This is a genomic window from Paenarthrobacter sp. 2TAF44 (genome assembly GCF_052114885.1).
Lineage (GTDB): Bacteria > Actinomycetota > Actinomycetes > Actinomycetales > Micrococcaceae > Arthrobacter.
Genome location: NZ_JBFRFP010000008.1, coordinates 91,673 through 108,566, shown reverse-complemented (window position 1 = coordinate 108,566; position 16,894 = coordinate 91,673). Strand labels below are relative to the sequence as shown.

At 62.4% G+C, this 16,894-nt stretch carries 11 protein-coding genes and 1 pseudogene; 4 read left to right on the top strand and 8 right to left on the bottom strand.

The features are described 5' to 3' along the window. Nucleotides 1–117 precede the first annotated feature (117 nt). The 4 genes from AB4Z15_RS10010 to AB4Z15_RS09995 all read right to left on the bottom strand — a co-directional run bounded on the left by AB4Z15_RS10010 (nucleotide 118) and on the right by AB4Z15_RS09995 (nucleotide 4,382). A complete protein-coding gene (locus AB4Z15_RS10010; RefSeq protein WP_442003923.1) occupies nucleotides 118–894 on the bottom strand; it encodes a fumarylacetoacetate hydrolase family protein in 777 nt (258 codons plus the stop codon). A 39-nt stretch (nucleotides 895–933) separates the two neighbouring features. Continuing rightward, nucleotides 934–1,755 (bottom strand): MBL fold metallo-hydrolase, encoded by an 822-nt coding sequence (locus AB4Z15_RS10005; protein WP_442017175.1) that lies wholly within the window; start codon nucleotides 1,753–1,755, stop codon nucleotides 934–936. Between the two features lie 344 nt (nucleotides 1,756–2,099). Continuing rightward, nucleotides 2,100–3,212 carry a branched-chain amino acid aminotransferase gene (locus AB4Z15_RS10000; RefSeq protein WP_442017137.1) on the bottom strand — a complete coding sequence of 371 codons (1,113 nt, stop codon included), beginning with the start codon at nucleotides 3,210–3,212 and terminating at the stop codon, nucleotides 2,100–2,102. A 117-nt stretch (nucleotides 3,213–3,329) separates the two neighbouring features. Continuing rightward, nucleotides 3,330–4,382: a 3-isopropylmalate dehydrogenase gene (locus tag AB4Z15_RS09995; protein WP_442017136.1), complete on the bottom strand. Its 1,053-nt coding sequence runs from the start codon at nucleotides 4,380–4,382 to the stop codon at nucleotides 3,330–3,332. Nucleotides 4,383–4,505: 123 nt separating this feature from the next. Here AB4Z15_RS09995 and AB4Z15_RS09990 point away from each other — a divergent pair, with 123 nt between their 5' ends. From AB4Z15_RS09990 to AB4Z15_RS09975, 4 genes and pseudogenes are all read left to right on the top strand, one after another. Further along, nucleotides 4,506–5,690, top strand: coding sequence for a sensor histidine kinase (locus AB4Z15_RS09990; protein WP_442017135.1), 1,185 nt, complete (start codon nucleotides 4,506–4,508; stop codon nucleotides 5,688–5,690). A gap of 3 nt (nucleotides 5,691–5,693) precedes the next feature. After that, nucleotides 5,694–6,407 carry a response regulator gene (locus tag AB4Z15_RS09985; protein WP_442017134.1) on the top strand — a complete coding sequence of 238 codons (714 nt, stop codon included), beginning with the start codon at nucleotides 5,694–5,696 and terminating at the stop codon, nucleotides 6,405–6,407. 105 nt (nucleotides 6,408–6,512) lie between these two features. After that, nucleotides 6,513–7,307: an ABC transporter ATP-binding protein gene (locus tag AB4Z15_RS09980; protein WP_442017133.1), complete on the top strand. Its 795-nt coding sequence runs from the start codon at nucleotides 6,513–6,515 to the stop codon at nucleotides 7,305–7,307. Nucleotides 7,308–7,310: 3 nt separating this feature from the next. Next, nucleotides 7,311–9,792 (top strand): annotated as a pseudogene (locus AB4Z15_RS09975) (ABC transporter permease). Nucleotides 9,793–9,911: 119 nt separating this feature from the next. Here the strand turns inward: AB4Z15_RS09975 and metG are convergent. The 4 genes from metG to serA form a co-directional block, all read right to left on the bottom strand. After that, nucleotides 9,912–11,471: a methionine--tRNA ligase gene (gene metG, locus AB4Z15_RS09970; RefSeq protein ID WP_442017132.1), complete on the bottom strand. Its 1,560-nt coding sequence runs from the start codon at nucleotides 11,469–11,471 to the stop codon at nucleotides 9,912–9,914. 38 nt (nucleotides 11,472–11,509) lie between these two features. Then, nucleotides 11,510–12,265: an ABC transporter ATP-binding protein gene (locus AB4Z15_RS09965; RefSeq protein WP_224090846.1), complete on the bottom strand. Its 756-nt coding sequence runs from the start codon at nucleotides 12,263–12,265 to the stop codon at nucleotides 11,510–11,512. Further along, complete coding sequence (locus tag AB4Z15_RS09960; protein ID WP_442003914.1) at nucleotides 12,262–15,072, bottom strand: FtsX-like permease family protein; 2,811 nt, start codon at nucleotides 15,070–15,072, stop codon at nucleotides 12,262–12,264. Before AB4Z15_RS09960 ends, AB4Z15_RS09965 begins: the two co-directional genes overlap by 4 nt. Nucleotides 15,073–15,282: 210 nt before the next feature. Then, a complete protein-coding gene (gene serA, locus AB4Z15_RS09955; protein WP_442017131.1) occupies nucleotides 15,283–16,878 on the bottom strand; it encodes a phosphoglycerate dehydrogenase in 1,596 nt (531 codons plus the stop codon). Nucleotides 16,879–16,894: the final 16 nt, after the last annotated feature.

The following is a 16,894-nucleotide window of genomic DNA, read 5'->3' as shown; positions in this document are numbered from 1 at the left end:
CTTCAACTTTACCGCTTGATATCGGCCCGGTTCCCCGTCGGAAAGGCTCGACGACGGCCCGCACCTTTCGTGCGAAAGGCTCGTGCCGCCGTCGGGCCTTATGCTCTGGCCCCGCAGCTAGCGGCGAACCACCGGGTTGGACAAACGCCCGATGCCTTCGATCTCCACTTCAAAGCGGTCGCCCTCGCTGACCAGGCCGACACCGGCCGGGGTTCCCGTCATAATGACGTCGCCCGGAAGCAGGGTAAACGCGTGCGAAACGATCGAGACGAGCTCGCGCACGCCCCGGATCATCTGGCTGGTGCTGCCGTCCTGACGGAGTTCACCATTCAGCCGGCCCTGGATGGACAGGTCCTCGTGGTCGAGATCGGTTTCGATCCACGGGCCCAGCGGAGCAGAGGTGTCAAAGCCCTTGGCACGGGCCCACTGAAGATCCGTTTTCTGGACGTCCCGGGCAGTGAGGTCGTTTCCGCAGGTGTAACCAAAAATGACGTCGTCAGCACGTTCCTCAGGGACGTCCTTGCAGATACGGCCGATGATGACGCAAAGCTCCGCTTCGAAGGAGACTTCATCGGAGAACTCCGGGAGGACGATCGGATCGTTTGGCCCGATGACCGAGGTGTTCGGCTTGAGGAAGAGCAATGGATGCTGCGGAACCTCGTTGCCCAGCTCAGCAGCATGCTCGGCAAAGTTACGTCCAACGCCGATCACCTTGCTCCGCGGAATGATCGGCGCAAGGAGCCGCACATCCTCAAGCTTGTGCTTCGTGTGAGTACGTTCGACGCCATTGAAGAAGGGGTCGCCGTTGATGACAGTGATTTCCTCACTGCCGGGCTCGCCTTCAACAACGCCATAAAGGGGATCAGAATCAACTACAAACCGGGCGATACGCATGGGCTCAAGCCTACCGTCCAGCGCTTGGGCGTTTGCCCGCTAGCTTCGAAGGTAATCCAACTGCGCCGCAACCGAAGTCTCAGCCGCCCATCTGACGGAAGGGTCGACGTCGGGATACACCGCATCCGTGACTGCGGCAATCGGCGGGTCCTGGCCGAGCTGTGCAAGGGCAGCCCGGATCTGGTCGAGCCGCTGGTGGCGATGTTCGCGGTACTCGCGGCATTTCGCGTCCAGGGCAGCGAGCACCGGGCCATGGGCGGGAAGGAGCGTAGCCGGGCCCAGCGATTCGAGTCGGTCCAGACTGGCGAGGTAATCGCCCAAGCGGCCATCGGGGTAGTCCAGCACCGTGGTGCCGCGGCCCAGGATGGTGTCACCGGTGAGGACGGAGCCTGCGGGACCGTCTGCTGGGAGATGGAAGCAGAGGGAATCCGATGTGTGGCCAGGCGTTGCCAGGACACGGATCTCCACTCCTCCGGCATGGAGGACTTCGCCGTCCACGAGGGGATCTCCGCCGTGGCAGTACTCCGCGGCAGCAGCCCTGACTGGAGCACCTGTCAGTTCATGGAACCTGGCTGACGCGGCTGTGTGGTCAGCGTGCCGGTGCGTAATAAGCACGACGTCCACCACGCCTGACGCTGCCAGCTCGGCCAAGTGCCCTTCGTCTTCCGGGCCAGGATCCACCACCGCAACGTGGCCGGAATCGGCGGTGCCGATGACGTACGAGTTGGTGCCATCCAGGCTCATCGGGCCGGGATTTGGTGCCAGCCGGAAGCGGGTGAGGCCGCTGCTCCGTTGCAGCGCAGAGGTGCCGGCACGTGAAGAGGTGTAGTCGCCGGCAGGTGAGTCGTTGGAAGTCTCCATTGATTCTGAAGTCACTGTCCCATCTTGCACCACTTCCGATCCTCTCTCACATCCGGGTCCTTTTCCGGCGATGTTCTCTCACATCGGAACCGTTTTCCACCGATGCCCCGTCAGTTCGAATTCGACGGCGGCCGCGCCTTTGATGTCCCCATATCAGGATGTGAGAGAAGATCCCGGTGGAACGGTCAGGATGTGAGAGAAGATCCCGGTGGGACGGTCAGCATGTGAGAGAAGATCCCGGTGGAACGGTCAGGATGTGAGAGAACATCGGGCTATGACGACGGCGGCCCTTCCGCTTGTCACCAAGCAGAAGGGCCGCCGTCGTTCGCTTCAGTTATGCCGTATTAGACCAGGCGGGTCAGCCAGCCGTGGGTGTCCTCCACGGTGCCGGTCTGGATTCCCAGGAGTTGCTGGCGGATGGCCATAGTGGTTTCGCCAGCCTTTGCGTCCTCGGATCCGATGAATTCCGTGGCGTCCTTGAGGACACCGATCGGGGTGATCACTGCTGCCGTACCGCAAGCGAAGACTTCAACAATGTCGCCTGAAGCTACCCCATCGCGCCACTCATCGAGCGTGATCTTGCGCTCGGAAACCTCGCGGTCCATGTCCTTGGCAACCTGGATCACGGAAGAACGGGTCACACCTTCCAGGATGGTGCCGGTCAGTGCGGGAGTAACCAGCGAGCCGTCCTTCATGACGAAGAAGACATTCATACCGCCGAGTTCTTCCACGGCGTCGTCGTTGAAGTGGTCCAGGAAAAGTACCTGCTTGCAGCCGTTGGCCTCAGCTTCCTGCTGGGCAATGAGGGAGGCGGCGTAGTTGCCACCGCACTTGGCTGCACCTGTTCCACCGCGGCCCGCGCGTGCATACTCACGGGAAATCCAGATGGAAACGGGCTTCAGTTCGCCACCGAAGTAGTTACCGGCGGGAGAGGCAATGACACGGAAGGACACTTCCCGGGCAGCTCGCACGCCGAGGAAGGCCTCGGTGGCAATCATGAAGGGGCGCAGGTACAGGGCTTCACCGTCGCCCGAAGGAACCCATTCCTTGTCAGCCTGCACGAGCTCGCGGATAGCACCCAGGAAGTATTCCTCGGGCAGTTCCGGGAGAGCCAGGCGGCGGGCCGATTTGTTCAGGCGTGCCGCGTTCGCTTCCGGCCGGAAGGTCCACACGGAACCGTCGGCGTGGCGGTATGCCTTAAGGCCCTCAAAGATCTCCTGGCCATAGTGCAGCACTGCAGCCGAAGGATCCAGGGAGATAGGTCCATAGGGCTCGATCCGGGCGTTCTGCCAACCGCCATTGCCATCGGCGTCAACTTTGTAGTCGACGACGGCGGTGTGGTCGGTGAAGTAATCGCCAAAGCCTGGGTTCGCCAGGACGGCTGCACGCTCCTCAGCAGACTTCGGGGTTTCCGAAAGCTGCTGGCTGAATTCGACGCCGTGGGCAGTCTGAGTCATGTTTCCTCCACAGTCAGCTACCTGGTGGCGCGAAACGGGTCCCGGAGGAAGCGGTTCGGCGGTGGACCAGGGAAGCAGGTAAATAATTCAACACAAGCTTACGCCTGAGAAATGGGCCTAAAGTGCGGCCGCAATGGCATCGCCGATGGCCGCAGTAGTGCGCGGCACGCCGGTGCGGCTTTCGACGTCGGCGACAACTGCCGCCTCGATCTTACGGGCCGCCGTGGTGTAGCCAAGGTGGTCCAGGAGGAGCACTGCGGAGAGGATGGCCGCGGTGGGATCGGCTTTCTGCTGCCCGGCGATATCCGGTGCTGAGCCGTGGACGGGTTCGAACATGGACGGTGCTGTGCGGTCCATGTTGATGTTGCCCGATGCCGCCAAGCCGATGCCGCCCGTAACGGCAGCCGCGAGGTCGGTCAGGATGTCGCCGAAAAGGTTGTCCGTGACGATGACATCGAAGCGCGAGGGATCGGTAACCATGAAGATGGTTGCAGCATCGATGTGCAGGTAGTCGTGCGTGACCTCGGGGAATTCGCTGGCCACAGCTTCAACGGTGCGCTTCCACAAGTGTCCGGCGAAGACCAGGACGTTGTGCTTGTGGACAAGAGTGACGTGCTTGCGTGGTCGTTCGCTGGCGCGGCGGAATGCATCCCGCACCACGCGCTCCACGCCGTGTGCAGTGTTAAGGGAGACTTCCGTGGCAACCTCATGCGGCGTGCCACCGCGCAGGGTGCCGCCGTTGCCGACGTAGGGACCTTCGGTGCCTTCGCGGACAACAATGAAATCGATGATGCCGGGGTTTGCCAGTGGGCTCCCGACGGTTCCGTACAAGCGTGACGGGCGCAGGTTCACGTAGTGGTCCAGGCTGAAGCGGAGCTTGAGCAGCATCTCGCGCTCGATGATGCCGGAGGGAATCCTGGTGTCACCCGGAGCGGCTCCCACTGCACCAAAGAGAATGGCATCACGCGTGCGGAGGTCTGCGAGGACCTCGTCCGGCAGGGTCTCGCCCGTCTCAAGCCAGTGCTGGGCACCGAGCTTGTAGTGGGTCTGCTCAAGGGCTACACCTTCTGCGGCGACAGCCTTTTCGAGGACCTTGACGGCTTCGGCGATGACCTCGGGGCCAATGCCGTCGCCGGGGATGACAGCGAGATTGATGGACGATGCACTCATAGGTCTATCTAGCCAAGCAATCCACATGCTGGTCAAAATCGTCTCACTCTTCGAACATTTGAACGGTGCGAATCAGACCAGGGCATGACGCCCGGGCCCATAGCCAGCACATAGAGTCTTACCGTGGATAGAAGGCACGAGATATACGAATGGTTCCGGATCAACCGCTTCAAGGTAGACATGACGGCCATGTGCTTGCTGGTCCTCTTATTCGGACCCGTCTATCTTGTGGCCGACCGCCCCTTGCTCTTTTTCATCTCCTGCGGCCTGCTGTTGCCCCTGGCGTGGCGACGCACGCGTCCCGTGGTCGCGGCCGCCGTCGTGGTTTTGGTGTGCCTGATCCAGTGGGCGATTGGCGCGGAGCCCGTGGCCGGCCAAATCGCCGTTCCCCTGGTCGTCTATGCCACCGCTGCCTATGGACCGGCATGGGCGAGCCGGACGGTCCTGCTGCTTGGTTTGCTGGGCGGCGTCATGCTCACCACGCGCGAATACTCGAGCCCCGCGGAGTCCGGCATCATGGGCCTAACGATCGGGGCCCTATACACAGTCCTCATCTGGATGCTGGTGCTGGTCAGTTGGACGCTGGGCGACCTTACCCGAGTACGGCGGCTCCAGCTCCAGGCCCTCGAGGACCGAACCCGACGCCTTGAAATCGAGCAGCAACAAGAGCGCCAATTGGCCGCAGCTGATGAACGCTCCCATATTGCTCGGGAAATGCACGACATCGTGGCGCATTCCCTGTCCGTCATCATCACCCAGGCCGATGGTGCCCGGTACGCTGCCGCCGCAAAGCCGGAACTGGCCACCGAAGCGCTGGCCACGATCGCTGCGACGGGCCGGGATTCCCTCGGTGAGATGCGACGGCTGCTCGGCGTGCTGCGCTCGGACCAGGAGGCGCCGACAAGGCCCCAACCGAGGCTTTCCGATCTTGATGAACTCCTTCTGGGCTTCCGTGCTGCCCGGCTCAAAGTCTCCTTCGAGCAACTCGGCACGCCTCGCCGGGCACTGCCGGCAGGTGCCGAACTCACGGCCTACCGGATCATCCAGGAAGCCCTCACCAACGTCGTCAAGCATGCCGGACCGCAGGCGGGCGCGAGTGTGATTCTCACATGGCAGAGTCGCGGCTTAGAGCTGAACATCGCCGACGACGGTCGCGGCGCCGCCGCTGATCCGCCCACCTCGGGTGGGGGAAACGGCCTCCGGGGCATGGCCGAGCGCATCTCGCTCTACGATGGTTCCTTGACCGCAGGCCCTTTGCAGGGCGGCGGTTTCCGTGTGTCCGCTTTCATTCCCTATTCGGAGGCCTAAGCCATGCTTGAACACCCCGCACCCATCAGGGTGGTGCTCGTCGATGACCAGCACTTGGTCCGCTCGGGGTTCGGCATGCTGATCAATTCCCAAGCCGATCTCCAGGTGGTGGCCGAGGCAGGCAACGGAATCGAAGCAGTCCAGGCCCTCAGCGCCACCACAGCGGATGTGGTCCTGATGGATGTGCGCATGCCAGGTATGGACGGCATCGAAGCCACCCGGCGCATTTTGGAACAGGCCGCCACCCAGCCATCGGGCTCCCAGCGGGCGGAGGTCAAAATCGTGGTCCTCACCACCTTCGACCTCGACGAATATGCGTTGGCTGCGATCCAGGCAGGCGCCAGCGGATTCCTGCTCAAAGACGCTCCCCCAGAGGAACTGCTGGAGGCCATCCGGACGGTCCACCGTGGCGACGCCGTCATTGCCCCACCCACTACGCGGAGATTGCTGGACCATGTCGCTCCGCTGCTCAGAAAGCAGACGTCGGAACAAAGCGGGCACGCGGCCGCAGTGGAACGCCTCACCGCTCGTGAACGCGAGGTTTTCCAACTGATCGCCCAGGGCCAGTCCAATCCGGAAATAGCCGCAGGATTGTTTCTGTCAGAGGCCACGGTGAAGACCCACGTGGGCCACATTCTGGCCAAGCTTGGAGCCCGGGACCGCGTGCAGGTGGTGGTCATCGCCTATGAGACAGGCGTGGTCGCCCCAGGAAGCTAGCGCATCGCTTTAAGCCTCGGTCTCAGACCACAGTATGAGCTGACCTTGCCTGGAATGGGTCCCTGGCCCGATCCAGCAGCGCATCCCGGCACATAGCGTGAAAACATGACAACTTTCACGCCCCTCCCCCACCCAACAGGCAACGGCCGTCCCGCTGAATCCGATGCAGCCAGGCCACGCGCAGCAGTTGAGGCTTTCGCCCTGACAAAGAGCTATGGACGCGGCGATACAGGTGTCATGGCCCTGAACGAGGTATCGGTGGGTTTCGCCGCAGGCAAATTCACCGCAATCATGGGACCTTCCGGATCAGGCAAATCCACGCTCATGCATTGCCTCGCCGGCCTTGATACGGCGGACTCCGGACGGATCGTCCTGGGCGGCACAGAGCTCACCGGGCTCAACGACCGCCAGCTCACCGCGCTTCGACGCGAGCGCATTGGCTTCGTGTTCCAGGCCTTCAATCTGGTGCCCACCCTCACAGCGGAGCAGAACATCACACTGCCGCTCGCTTTAGCGGGAACAACCGCCGACGCCGCGTGGCTGGATACCGTAGTCAGCACCCTCGGGTTGAAGGACCGGTTGAAGCACCGACCACACGAGTTGTCCGGCGGACAACAGCAGCGTGTCGCCGTAGCCCGAGCGCTGCTGACGCGTCCCGACGTCGTGTTTGGCGACGAGCCGACCGGCAACCTGGACTCCAAAGCCGGCGGCGAAGTGCTTGCGCTCCTGCGTCGCAGCAGCCAGGAGATGGGCCAGACCATCATTATGGTCACCCATGATCCCGTCGCCGCAAGCTATGCAGACCGCGTGGTGCTGATGAGCGACGGCGGCTTGGTAGGCGAGATCCAGGAGCCGACAGCAGAATCAGTTTTGACGGCCCTCGGCAAGCTGGGGGCCTAGGGCATGCTGCGCGTAGCTGTCTCCCAACTGACGACGCACTTCCGACGATTCGTCGCAATCGGGCTCGCTGTGATGCTGTCCGTTATGTTCCTCTCCGCCACTCTTATGGTGGGCGCGAGCACCAATGCTTCACTTGGCGCCAGCATCGGCGAGGCCTATCGAAACGCCGATCTTATTGCTACATCCAAGAACGGTGAGGCCTTCAGCCAGGCTGCGGTGGATGCCGCGACGTCTGCACCCGCAGTCAAGGACCACTACGCCGAACGCTCCACGTACGTGACGTTCGTCGCCGGCGGTGGTGAGCAGCAGGGCCGGCTGCGAAACACGGCACCGGCTTCCTTGGAGGGCGCCGTGTTGTCCTCGGGTTCCATGCCGTCGCAGGCCAAGGAAGCCGTCATCGACGTCAAGACCGCAGAGCATCTCGGACTCACTGTTGGAAGTACGCTTGAGCTGCACGGTGCCGGACCCGTCAAGAACGCCAAGAACGTCAAGAACGCCAAGGTGAAAGTTATCGGCCTGATTCAGGCCACGAATGATCCCTTCTCGTCCTCGGCGGCCCAGCTTGTCGCTTCCGAGTCTGTCCTGAACGCTGTGCAGGATGCCGGAGCAGGCTATTCGGGCCTGCAATTCATCCTCGAACCCGGCGAAGACGTCTCCGCAGCGAAGGAGTACATCGCGCACCGCATGGAAGCGGCAGGCGCCGATGCCCCCACCCTGGAAACCGCGCAGGAGAAGGTCACATCCACGGTCGCCATGCTGAGCGCCGGCCAGGATCAACTCACAGTGGTACTGCTCGCCTTTGCCGGCGTCGCTATCCTCGTCTCCACTCTGGTGGTGGCCAATACATTCTCGGTGCTGGTAGCCCAGCGAACAAGGGAACTTGCGCTTCTTCGGTGCCTCGGAGCGGGACGGTCCCAGATCCGCGGATCCGTCATGCTCGAGGCCCTGGTGGTCGGCTTCATTTCCTCCGTGCTGGGCGTGCTTGCCGCAACCGCCCTCATGTACGGGCTCATCGCTTGGGCGAAGACACAGCCTGAACAGGCTTTTGCCACCCTGGCTGTACCACCGTCGGCAATCATCGCGGGCCTTGTGGCCGGAACGCTGCTGACCGTCATCGCAGCCCTCGTCCCCGCCAAAGCCGCTACCGCCGTCGCTCCCCTCGCTGCCCTAAGGCCCGCCGACGACGCTGCTGTTGGCAACCGGCGCGGCAAGGTCCGCCTGATTCTGGGTCTGGTGGCTCTCCTCGGAGGCGCGTCACTGCTGATTTTCGGCAGCACCACAGTCTCACTGCTGATTGCCTTGTTCGGCGGAGCCCTCTCCTTTGTCGGGATCCTGCTGTGCTCAACCCTGTTCATCCCCACGGTGGTGGCCGTGGCAGGCCGCTTGGCCGCGCCTGTGGGTGTTCCCGGGAAGCTGGCTGCAGTCAACGCCACGCGCAACCCCGCCCGAACGTCGGCTACCGCCGCCGCACTGCTGATTGGCGTCACACTGGTGTCCCTGATGATGACCGGCGCCGCAACCTCACGGCAAGCTTTCGACGATACCCTCGCTGAAAATTATCCGGTGGACCTCGCAGCGATGACCGCGGCGGATGCCATCGGCTCCGGCGATGCGGCCGTATCCCGCATCAAGGCAATCGACGGCGTCAATACGGCAGTCCTGCTCCCGGCAGTCGGGACTCTTGCGCAGGCCACCCCTGATGGCGGAAATACCATCTATGCAATCTCCGCGGCCGATGCCGCGTCCGTGCTGCGCGACGGCGCACTGCAGCCGGGGCCCGGTACCGTCTTCCTGCCCGAGGACTCCGGAGGCGGACCCGCGAAGATCTCGACGGCGGCCGGTTTCGTATCGCTGGATGCCAAAGTCCTGCGGACGCGCCATATTCCGCCATTCGTTGAGAAGTCCAGTCTTGCTTCCACTCCCCTGCTGGAAATGCCCGGCATGGTGTGGGTGAAACTGGACGACTCGGTATCGGCGGACCGTGTCCAGGCCATTCAGAAGGAAGTGGCCACAGCCTTGGGCGTGCAGGAACGCACTGTCAGTGGCGCTGCCATCGAGCGTGTGACTTTTAACAGCATCATCGATGTCCTGTTGCTGGTGGACAGGCTTGCTGGGCGTGGCCGTGGTGATTGCGCTGATCGGCGTGGCGAACACGTTGTCCCTCTCCGTCCTTGAACGAACGCGGGAGAGCTCCTTGCTGAGGGCACTGGGCCTGACGACGGGCCAACTCCGGGGAATGCTCGCGATCGAGGCCGTGCTCGTAGCCGGTGTGGCCGCAGTCCTGGGTGCGGGCATCGGCGTCGTCTATGGTTGGCTGGGCGCCCAGGCCGCTCTTGGCGGTGTGGCTGATGTTGTGCCAGCAGTTCCGTGGCTGCAACTCGCTACGGTGTTCGGCGTAGCCGTAGTGGCGGGTTTGCTGGCCTCCGTGATTCCTGCCCATCGTGCAGCGCGGCTGTCCCCCGTGGAGGGTTTGGCCACGGCCTAATCCCTCTCCCACATCAAACCTGCCCAATGAGAAATGCTCTCTCACTTCCTTCTCCTGAACGGGAGGATGTGAGAGAGCATTTCTGCTTTAAGGCTGCTATGTGAGAGAGCGAATGGTGCCTACGCTTCCGCTGGTTCCTCGTAGCGCGGGAAGATCGGGGCCGGAGCCGGAAGTTCAGTTCCCGGGACGATCGGCGTGGCGATGGCAGCAAACTGCCTGGCATCGCCTTCGGGCTGTCCGAGCACCTCAAGGAGCTTGGCGGACGAGGAAGGCATCACCGGCTGGGCGAGGATCGCCACGATGCGGACAACTTCCAAGGTGACGTACAGCACGGTATTCATCCGCTCGACGTCGGTCTTCCGCAGCACCCACGGGGCCTGATCGGCGAAGTAGGCGTTGGTGTCGCCCAGCACCGTCCAGATAGCTTCCAGAGCGCGGCTGAACTCCTGCTTGTCAAAAGCGCCCCGGGCGGTAGCCAGCAATTCTCCGGCCTTGGCGAGCAAGGCGTGGTCCTCGGCCGTGAACTCTCCGGGGACGGGAACCTTGCCTTCACAGTTCTTCGCGACCATGGACAATGAACGCTGGGCAAGATTGCCGAAGTTGTTGGCCAGGTCCGAGTTCATGCGGCCCACGATTGCCTCATGGTTGTAGCTGCCATCGGCGCCAAACGGGACTTCCCGGAGGAAGAAGAAGCGGCACTGGTCCAGCCCGTACTGCGCCACGAAGTCCTGTGGGGCGACAACATTGCCGAGGGATTTGGACATCTTCACGCCGTTGTTGGTCAGGAAGCCGTGGATCATGACGCGCTTGGGCAATGCCAGGCCGGCGCTCATGAGGAAGGCAGGCCAGTAGATCGCGTGGAAGCGGGAGATGTCCTTGCCGATGACGTGGACATCGGCAGGCCAGAATTTCCTGAAGGACTCGGACTCCACGTCCGGGTATCCGGCACCGGTGAGGTAATTCGTCAAGGCATCCACCCAGACGTACATGACGTGCTTCTCGTCGCCGGGAACAGGAACACCCCAGTCGAAAGTGGTGCGGCTGATGGAGAGATCATCAAGTCCGCGCTTCACAAAGCTGATGACCTCGTTGAACCGGGACTGCGGCGCACCAAACTCAGGCTGGGCCTCATAGAGGGCCAGGAGTTTCTCCTGGTAAGCGGACAAGCGGAAGAAGTAGCTCTCCTCAGCAGTCCACGTGACGAGGGTGTCCGTCTCTTTCGAGTAACGTAGGCCGTCTTCCTTGACGACAGTATCGTCCTCAACGTAATACGCTTCGTCGCGGACCGAGTACCAGCCCTCGTACTTGGACAAGTAGATGTCACCGTTCGCTTCCATCTTCTTCCAGATGGCTTGCGACGCCGTGTAGTGGTCCGGGTCCGTGGTCCGGATGAAACGGTCATGGGAGATTCCCAGGTGCTGGCTCATCTGCTTGAACGCCGCGGAGTTGCGGTCGGCGAGCTGCTTGGCGGTAATGCCTTCCTTCTCGGCCGACTGCTGCATCTTGAGCCCGTGCTCGTCCGTGCCGGTCATGAAGAACACCTCATGTCCGTCGAGGCGCTTGAAGCGCGCCATGGCATCAGTCGCGATGACCTCGTAGGCGTGTCCGATGTGGGGCACGCCATTGGGGTAGCTGATAGCGGTGGTGATGTAGAACGGGGATTTCTCTGCAGACGTCACTCTAAGAAGTTACCTTTTTTTCGGATGGAATGACTGGACTAGTTCAGTTCGGTCAGCGTATCGCTGAGCCGGACCAGTTCGTGGTCGTGTGAAGCCACGAGCACAGCGATGCCATCGTTCGTGGTGTCCTTCAGGATGCCGATGATGCGGTTGGCTGCAGCACGGTCCAGGCTGGCGGTGGGCTCATCCACCACCAGTACGCGGGTTCCCAGGATGAGGGCCCTCGCGATTGCCACACGCTGGCGCTCACCGCCGGAAAGCTGGGCGGGACGGTGCCGCATGCGGCGCCCGAGGCCCACCAGGTCCAGGAGGTCCTTGGCCATTTCCGTGCGCTGTTCCACTTCCCCATCCGGGACTGCGGGCAGCAGCACGTTCTCGAGGGCGCTCATGCCGTCGATCAAGGCACCGCCCTGATCGACGTAGCCGATCAAAGCACGACGCCGGTCAGCGATCTCGTCGTCGCCCATGGATGCCAGGGACTGGCCTTCCCAAAACACGGTGCCTGACGTCGGCAGGGTCAGCCCGGCGCTGACGGTCAGGATACTGGTCTTACCCGAGCCGCTTCGGCCGGCGATGCAGTGCATCTCGCCTGCGTGCAAGGTGAGGTTGAAGTCATCCACGACGTCGACTTCCTCGGCGCCGCCCTTGTCTCCGCCGTAGTGGATAGTGACGCGGCTGAGCTCCAAGGGAGTGGCGTGGTCGGATGCCCGGACGATGGTGTTGGCACGTGTCTGCAGCGACTCGTCCGTGGATTCCGGGGTCGCCGTCAGCTCGGGGTTGAGGTTGTCAGTCATTTGACTACTTTCGTTGCAATCGGAATCCAGCAAATTACGGCCAGCAGCCCGGCCAGACCGGCCCAGAGTGCTGCGTACGGAGCAAGGAGCAGCCCCAGTCCAAGGGCACCAAGGACGCCCAAGGGAAGCGCCACGGTGCCGACAAGTGCATTTTCAAAGAAGCGGACCTGGCCCAGCATGTCCGGGTTCCAGCCCATGGCACGCAAAGTGCCAAGATACTCGCGCTTGGCATGGAGCTCGAACCGCCCGGTCACGAGTGTGAGCAGCAGACCCACAACTACGCCGAACACAGCGAGGATCACGCTGGGCAAGGCGATGCTCGCGGCGGCCAGCCCACTCAAGGCACTGGCTCCTGCTGCCCGGGGGATGTCGATCAACAGTGCGATCAAGGCTCCGACTGCGGCACCAAAGACGCCTACGGCCACGGCCAACGAAACAGAGTTGAACCGGTTGGTAGTGAGCTGCCTGTTGGCGAACGTCAAGGGCGAATCAACAGTGACGAGGCGCTCATCATGCTGCGGTTCCTGGTCTACCTCCACGCGGTGACGCAGCTGCTGGGCAGCCAGCAATGCAGCACCCACATAGATGATGAGCATGGTCACGGAAACGATGACGGTAGCAAGGTTCCAACTAAGCAGGCTCAAGATGATCCCTGCCGCGGCCAGGGCAGCCGCGCCCACGGCGAACTCTTCGAGCACCCAGGACCTGACGCGCTTCTGCGTCCAGCCCATTGCCCTCAGGATGCCTGCTTCGCTCCGGCGCTGCCGGATGTAGCTGACGGTCGAGGCACCAGTCAGGAGCGTGGCGCCAAGAAGCGTCAAGAAGAGGAGGGTGATGTTGGTGCCTGTCAGCGAACCCGAAACGGCGTCAGCCGCGTCCTGCCGAACCCAGGACTGCTGGACTGTGCCCAGCGGAGATTCCTTGCCGGCGTCGTCCTTGCTGTACCCAGGGACGAAGATGTTGGCATCTTCGCGGGCGGAACCCGCCACGACGGTCGCTTCAAGGCCCAGTTCACGGATCTGGGCGGCCAGCTTTTCAACGTCCGGCTGAGCCTGCTTCCACGTTCCGGTGGCGTTGGCGCGGACACGAATGGCATCGATGACGTCGGCATTGGTGTCATAGCCACGGGCTGCGGCCAGGCCGTAGTAGTCAGTGATGGCGCCGGCGGACTGGCTGACCAGACCTGTGGCGCTCAGTGATGGCTTCAGGACAGTGCCATTGGCGTCCTTGCCCTCGGCGTCCTTGCTCAGTGTCAAGGGAGCTGGGTCATAGCCACCCAACGGGAGCTTGTTGACGTCACCGGCCGCGGCCTGAACGTCTGCCGGGTTAAACGTGCCGTACACCATCGGCATGGGAGTCGCGGGCTTTTTTCCGGTTTCCAGGTCTTCACGGTAGGAGCGCTCGTCCACAGGCTTGCGCTGGGTCTGGTCCACGGCTGCGCCGAAGGACGACTTTTCCGGAAGCCGGTTGACTGTCACCCAGTCCCCCGGCGTTGCCGTCTTGTCCGAAGCACCATTGGAGGCTTCGTCGCCCTCCTTGTACTTCGGGGCTGCAGCAAAAGCTGTACTCCAGGTCGCCGGGTTGTAGAGCCCTTGGCTGAAGGAGGCAGTACTGCCCAGGAGTTGGCTGTGATCCGTGGAACCCGGCCATTCAAGGGCAAACGGGGCCTTGGAAACGAACGGCAGGTAGTCCTTGTCCAGGGACCGCGTTGCAGTGCCGACATCCTTGACTACTTTGCCGTTGTTGTCGATTTCCTCGATCTTGACCGAGTACTTCAAATCCAGCGACGTTCCCGAGCGGACAATCAGGGGAATGGCCTGGGAGTCATCGGTCAGCAGTCCGTCACGCTTTGCCTGCTGGTACTGCGTCATCAAGGGAGCCCAGTACTTCAGCTTCACACCGAGGAAATCAGGTCCTTCTTCAAGCTGGTTCATGCTGAGGCCGCTGGTGAAGAGGCTTTCGAAATGCCGGCCAATAGCGCCTGCATTGCGGGCGTCCGCTGGCGGAGCCTTCTCCAAGGGTGCAAGGAAATCACCTGCGGAGCCCAAGAGCGCCCGCTCGGAGGCAGGATCGACGGCGACGACGGATTCCGTCACCTCCGGCGCCAGTGGAAGCGCCACCGAAAGATTGAAGAGGTTGTGCTCCGATCCGAGTGCTGGAGCCGGGAACTTTATCCCGGTCTCGCCGTCCGGACCTGCAATCCGGACGTTCGAACCACCAGCAGCTTGTTCCTGGATCAAACGGCCCTTGCCCAGGGTGCCTTCGGCGCTGGTCTTGAAAAGGGTCTGCTGGTTGACGCCATCTGAGCTTGTGGCGGAGGCCGTCAGCCGGTACTTCTTGGGCGTGTCGGACAAAACAGATTCAGCTGCGGGCCACTTGCTGGAGTCCATGGCCGAGGGGTCGCCTGCAGTTATGCCACCGGCAAGGCCTGCGTTGTACCCAAGGTAGTCCATGGCATTGAGGCGCGGAGCCTCGAGGTTCTGAGAAACCCGCGAAACGAGGCTGATGGGGGCAGCGACAGCAGTCTGGCCCATGGTGCGGATTTTCTCCAGCTGCTCAAAGCTGATGCCGCCCTGCCCATTGGCAATTTCCGGCTGGATCAGCGCGCCGCCGTCCCCGTCCTGTGAGGGGTCCGGCTTCGCCTGGACCAGGATGTCGTAGAGTCCCCGCGAGTTCTCATCCACAGTCCTGTTCAGAGCGGCCTGTGACTGGCTCTGGACTAGGACGGACAAGCACATCGCGACGATCAAAATGGCCGCGGTCAGCAGCAGCACACGGCTTCTGATGAACCTTTGGACGGCGTTCATTGGGCTCCCTGAGACCTTGATTGCGGGCGCGCACACATGCTCCGTGAATCCTTGAAAAACACAAAGGAATCCCGGGCTCTATGTGCAAAAAGTAGTGGCCGGCCTGCTGCCGGGTCCGAATCCCGGACCAAGCCATTGTAAGCAGACCGGCCACCGTTGCGTGTCAGTGGTGTGTCTCCGGCACGCGAACTTGGCTGATGAGGAGCAGTCCTAGTCCTCCAGGTCCACCTCGCGGACCATGTCCGCGCCAATGCCCGCCTTGATGGCTTCCAGTACCTGCTGCGGAACAGAACTGTCGATTGTCAGGAGCGCAAGCACCTGGCCCCCCTCGGTCTGGCGTGCAACCTGCATGCCGCCGATGTTGATGTTGTTCATGCCCAGGATGTGGCCGATGGTGCCAATGACACCGGGACGGTCCGCGTAGGCCACCACCACCAGGTGCTCACTGATGGGGATTTCCACGTCATAGCCGTTGACGCCGACGAGCTTCTCCACTTGCTTGGGTCCGGTCAGGGTACCGGCAACGGAGATCTGGGAACCGTCGCTGAGCGCACCACGGATCGTGAGGACGTTGCGGTAGTCCTCGGCGTCCGGGGTGGTGATCAGGCGGGTATTGATACCGCGCTGCTCTGCGATGACGGGGGCGTTGACGTAGGAGACCTGCTCCGTGACGACATCGGCGAAGACGCCCTTCAAGGCAGCGAGCTCAAGCACCTTGACGTCCAGCGCGGCAATCTCGCCGGCAACCTCGACGTCGATCTGGGTCAGCGACGCATGGGTCAGCGCCGTGAAGATCCGGCCGAGCTTTTCGATCAGCGGGATGCCCGGTCGGATGTCCGGGGCGATCACACCGCCCGCAACGTTCACGGCATCCGGCACGAGCTCGCCGGCAAGGGCAAGGCGTACGGACTTGGCCACCGAGACACCAGCCTTTTCCTGGGCCTCGTCCGTGGATGCGCCGAGGTGCGGGGTGACTACCACGTTGTCCAGTTCGAAGAAAGGCAGATCCGTGCTGGGTTCCTTGACGAAGACATCCACGCCGGCACCGGCAATCTGGCCTTCCTTCAGGGCGATGTAGAGGGCTTCCTCATCAACCAGGCCGCCACGGGCAACGTTGACGACGTAGGCCGTTTCCTTCATCTTGCGGAAAGCGTCGGCGCCAAGCATGCCCACAGTCTCGGGCGTCTTGGGCATGTGGATAGTGATGAAGTCGGAGTTTTCCAGGAGTTCATCCAAGGTGACCAGCTTGACCCCGAGCTGTGCGGCACGAGCGGCCGTGATGTAGGGATCGTACGCCAGGATCTCGGTTTCGAACCCCTGCAGGCGGGCTGCCACGAGGGCGCCGATACGGCCCAGGCCGATGATGCCGATCTTCTTCTCGAAGAGTTCGATGCCGGTGTATTTGGAACGCTTCCACTCACCGTTCTTCAGCGCGGAGCTCGCCTGGGGAATGTGCCGGGCGAGGCTCAGGATGTGGCCTACCGTCAACTCGGCTGCTGAAACGATGTTGGACGTCGGTGCGTTGACCACCATGACACCGGCCTGCGTCGCGGACTTGATGTCCACGTTGTCCAGTCCCACCCCGGCACGGGCGATGACCTTAAGGTTCTTCGCAGCGGCAATGGCCTCGGCATCAACCTGGGTGGCAGAGCGAACCAGGATTGCGTCAACGTCGGCGATGGCGGACAGCAGCTGGGAACGGTCGGCGCCGTCGATTTGGCGGATTTCAAAGTCCGGGCCCAATGCCTCGACGGTGGCGGGTGAAAGTTCCTCAGCGAGGAGGACGACGGGTTTGGTGGCTGACACGGGGTGGCACCTTACT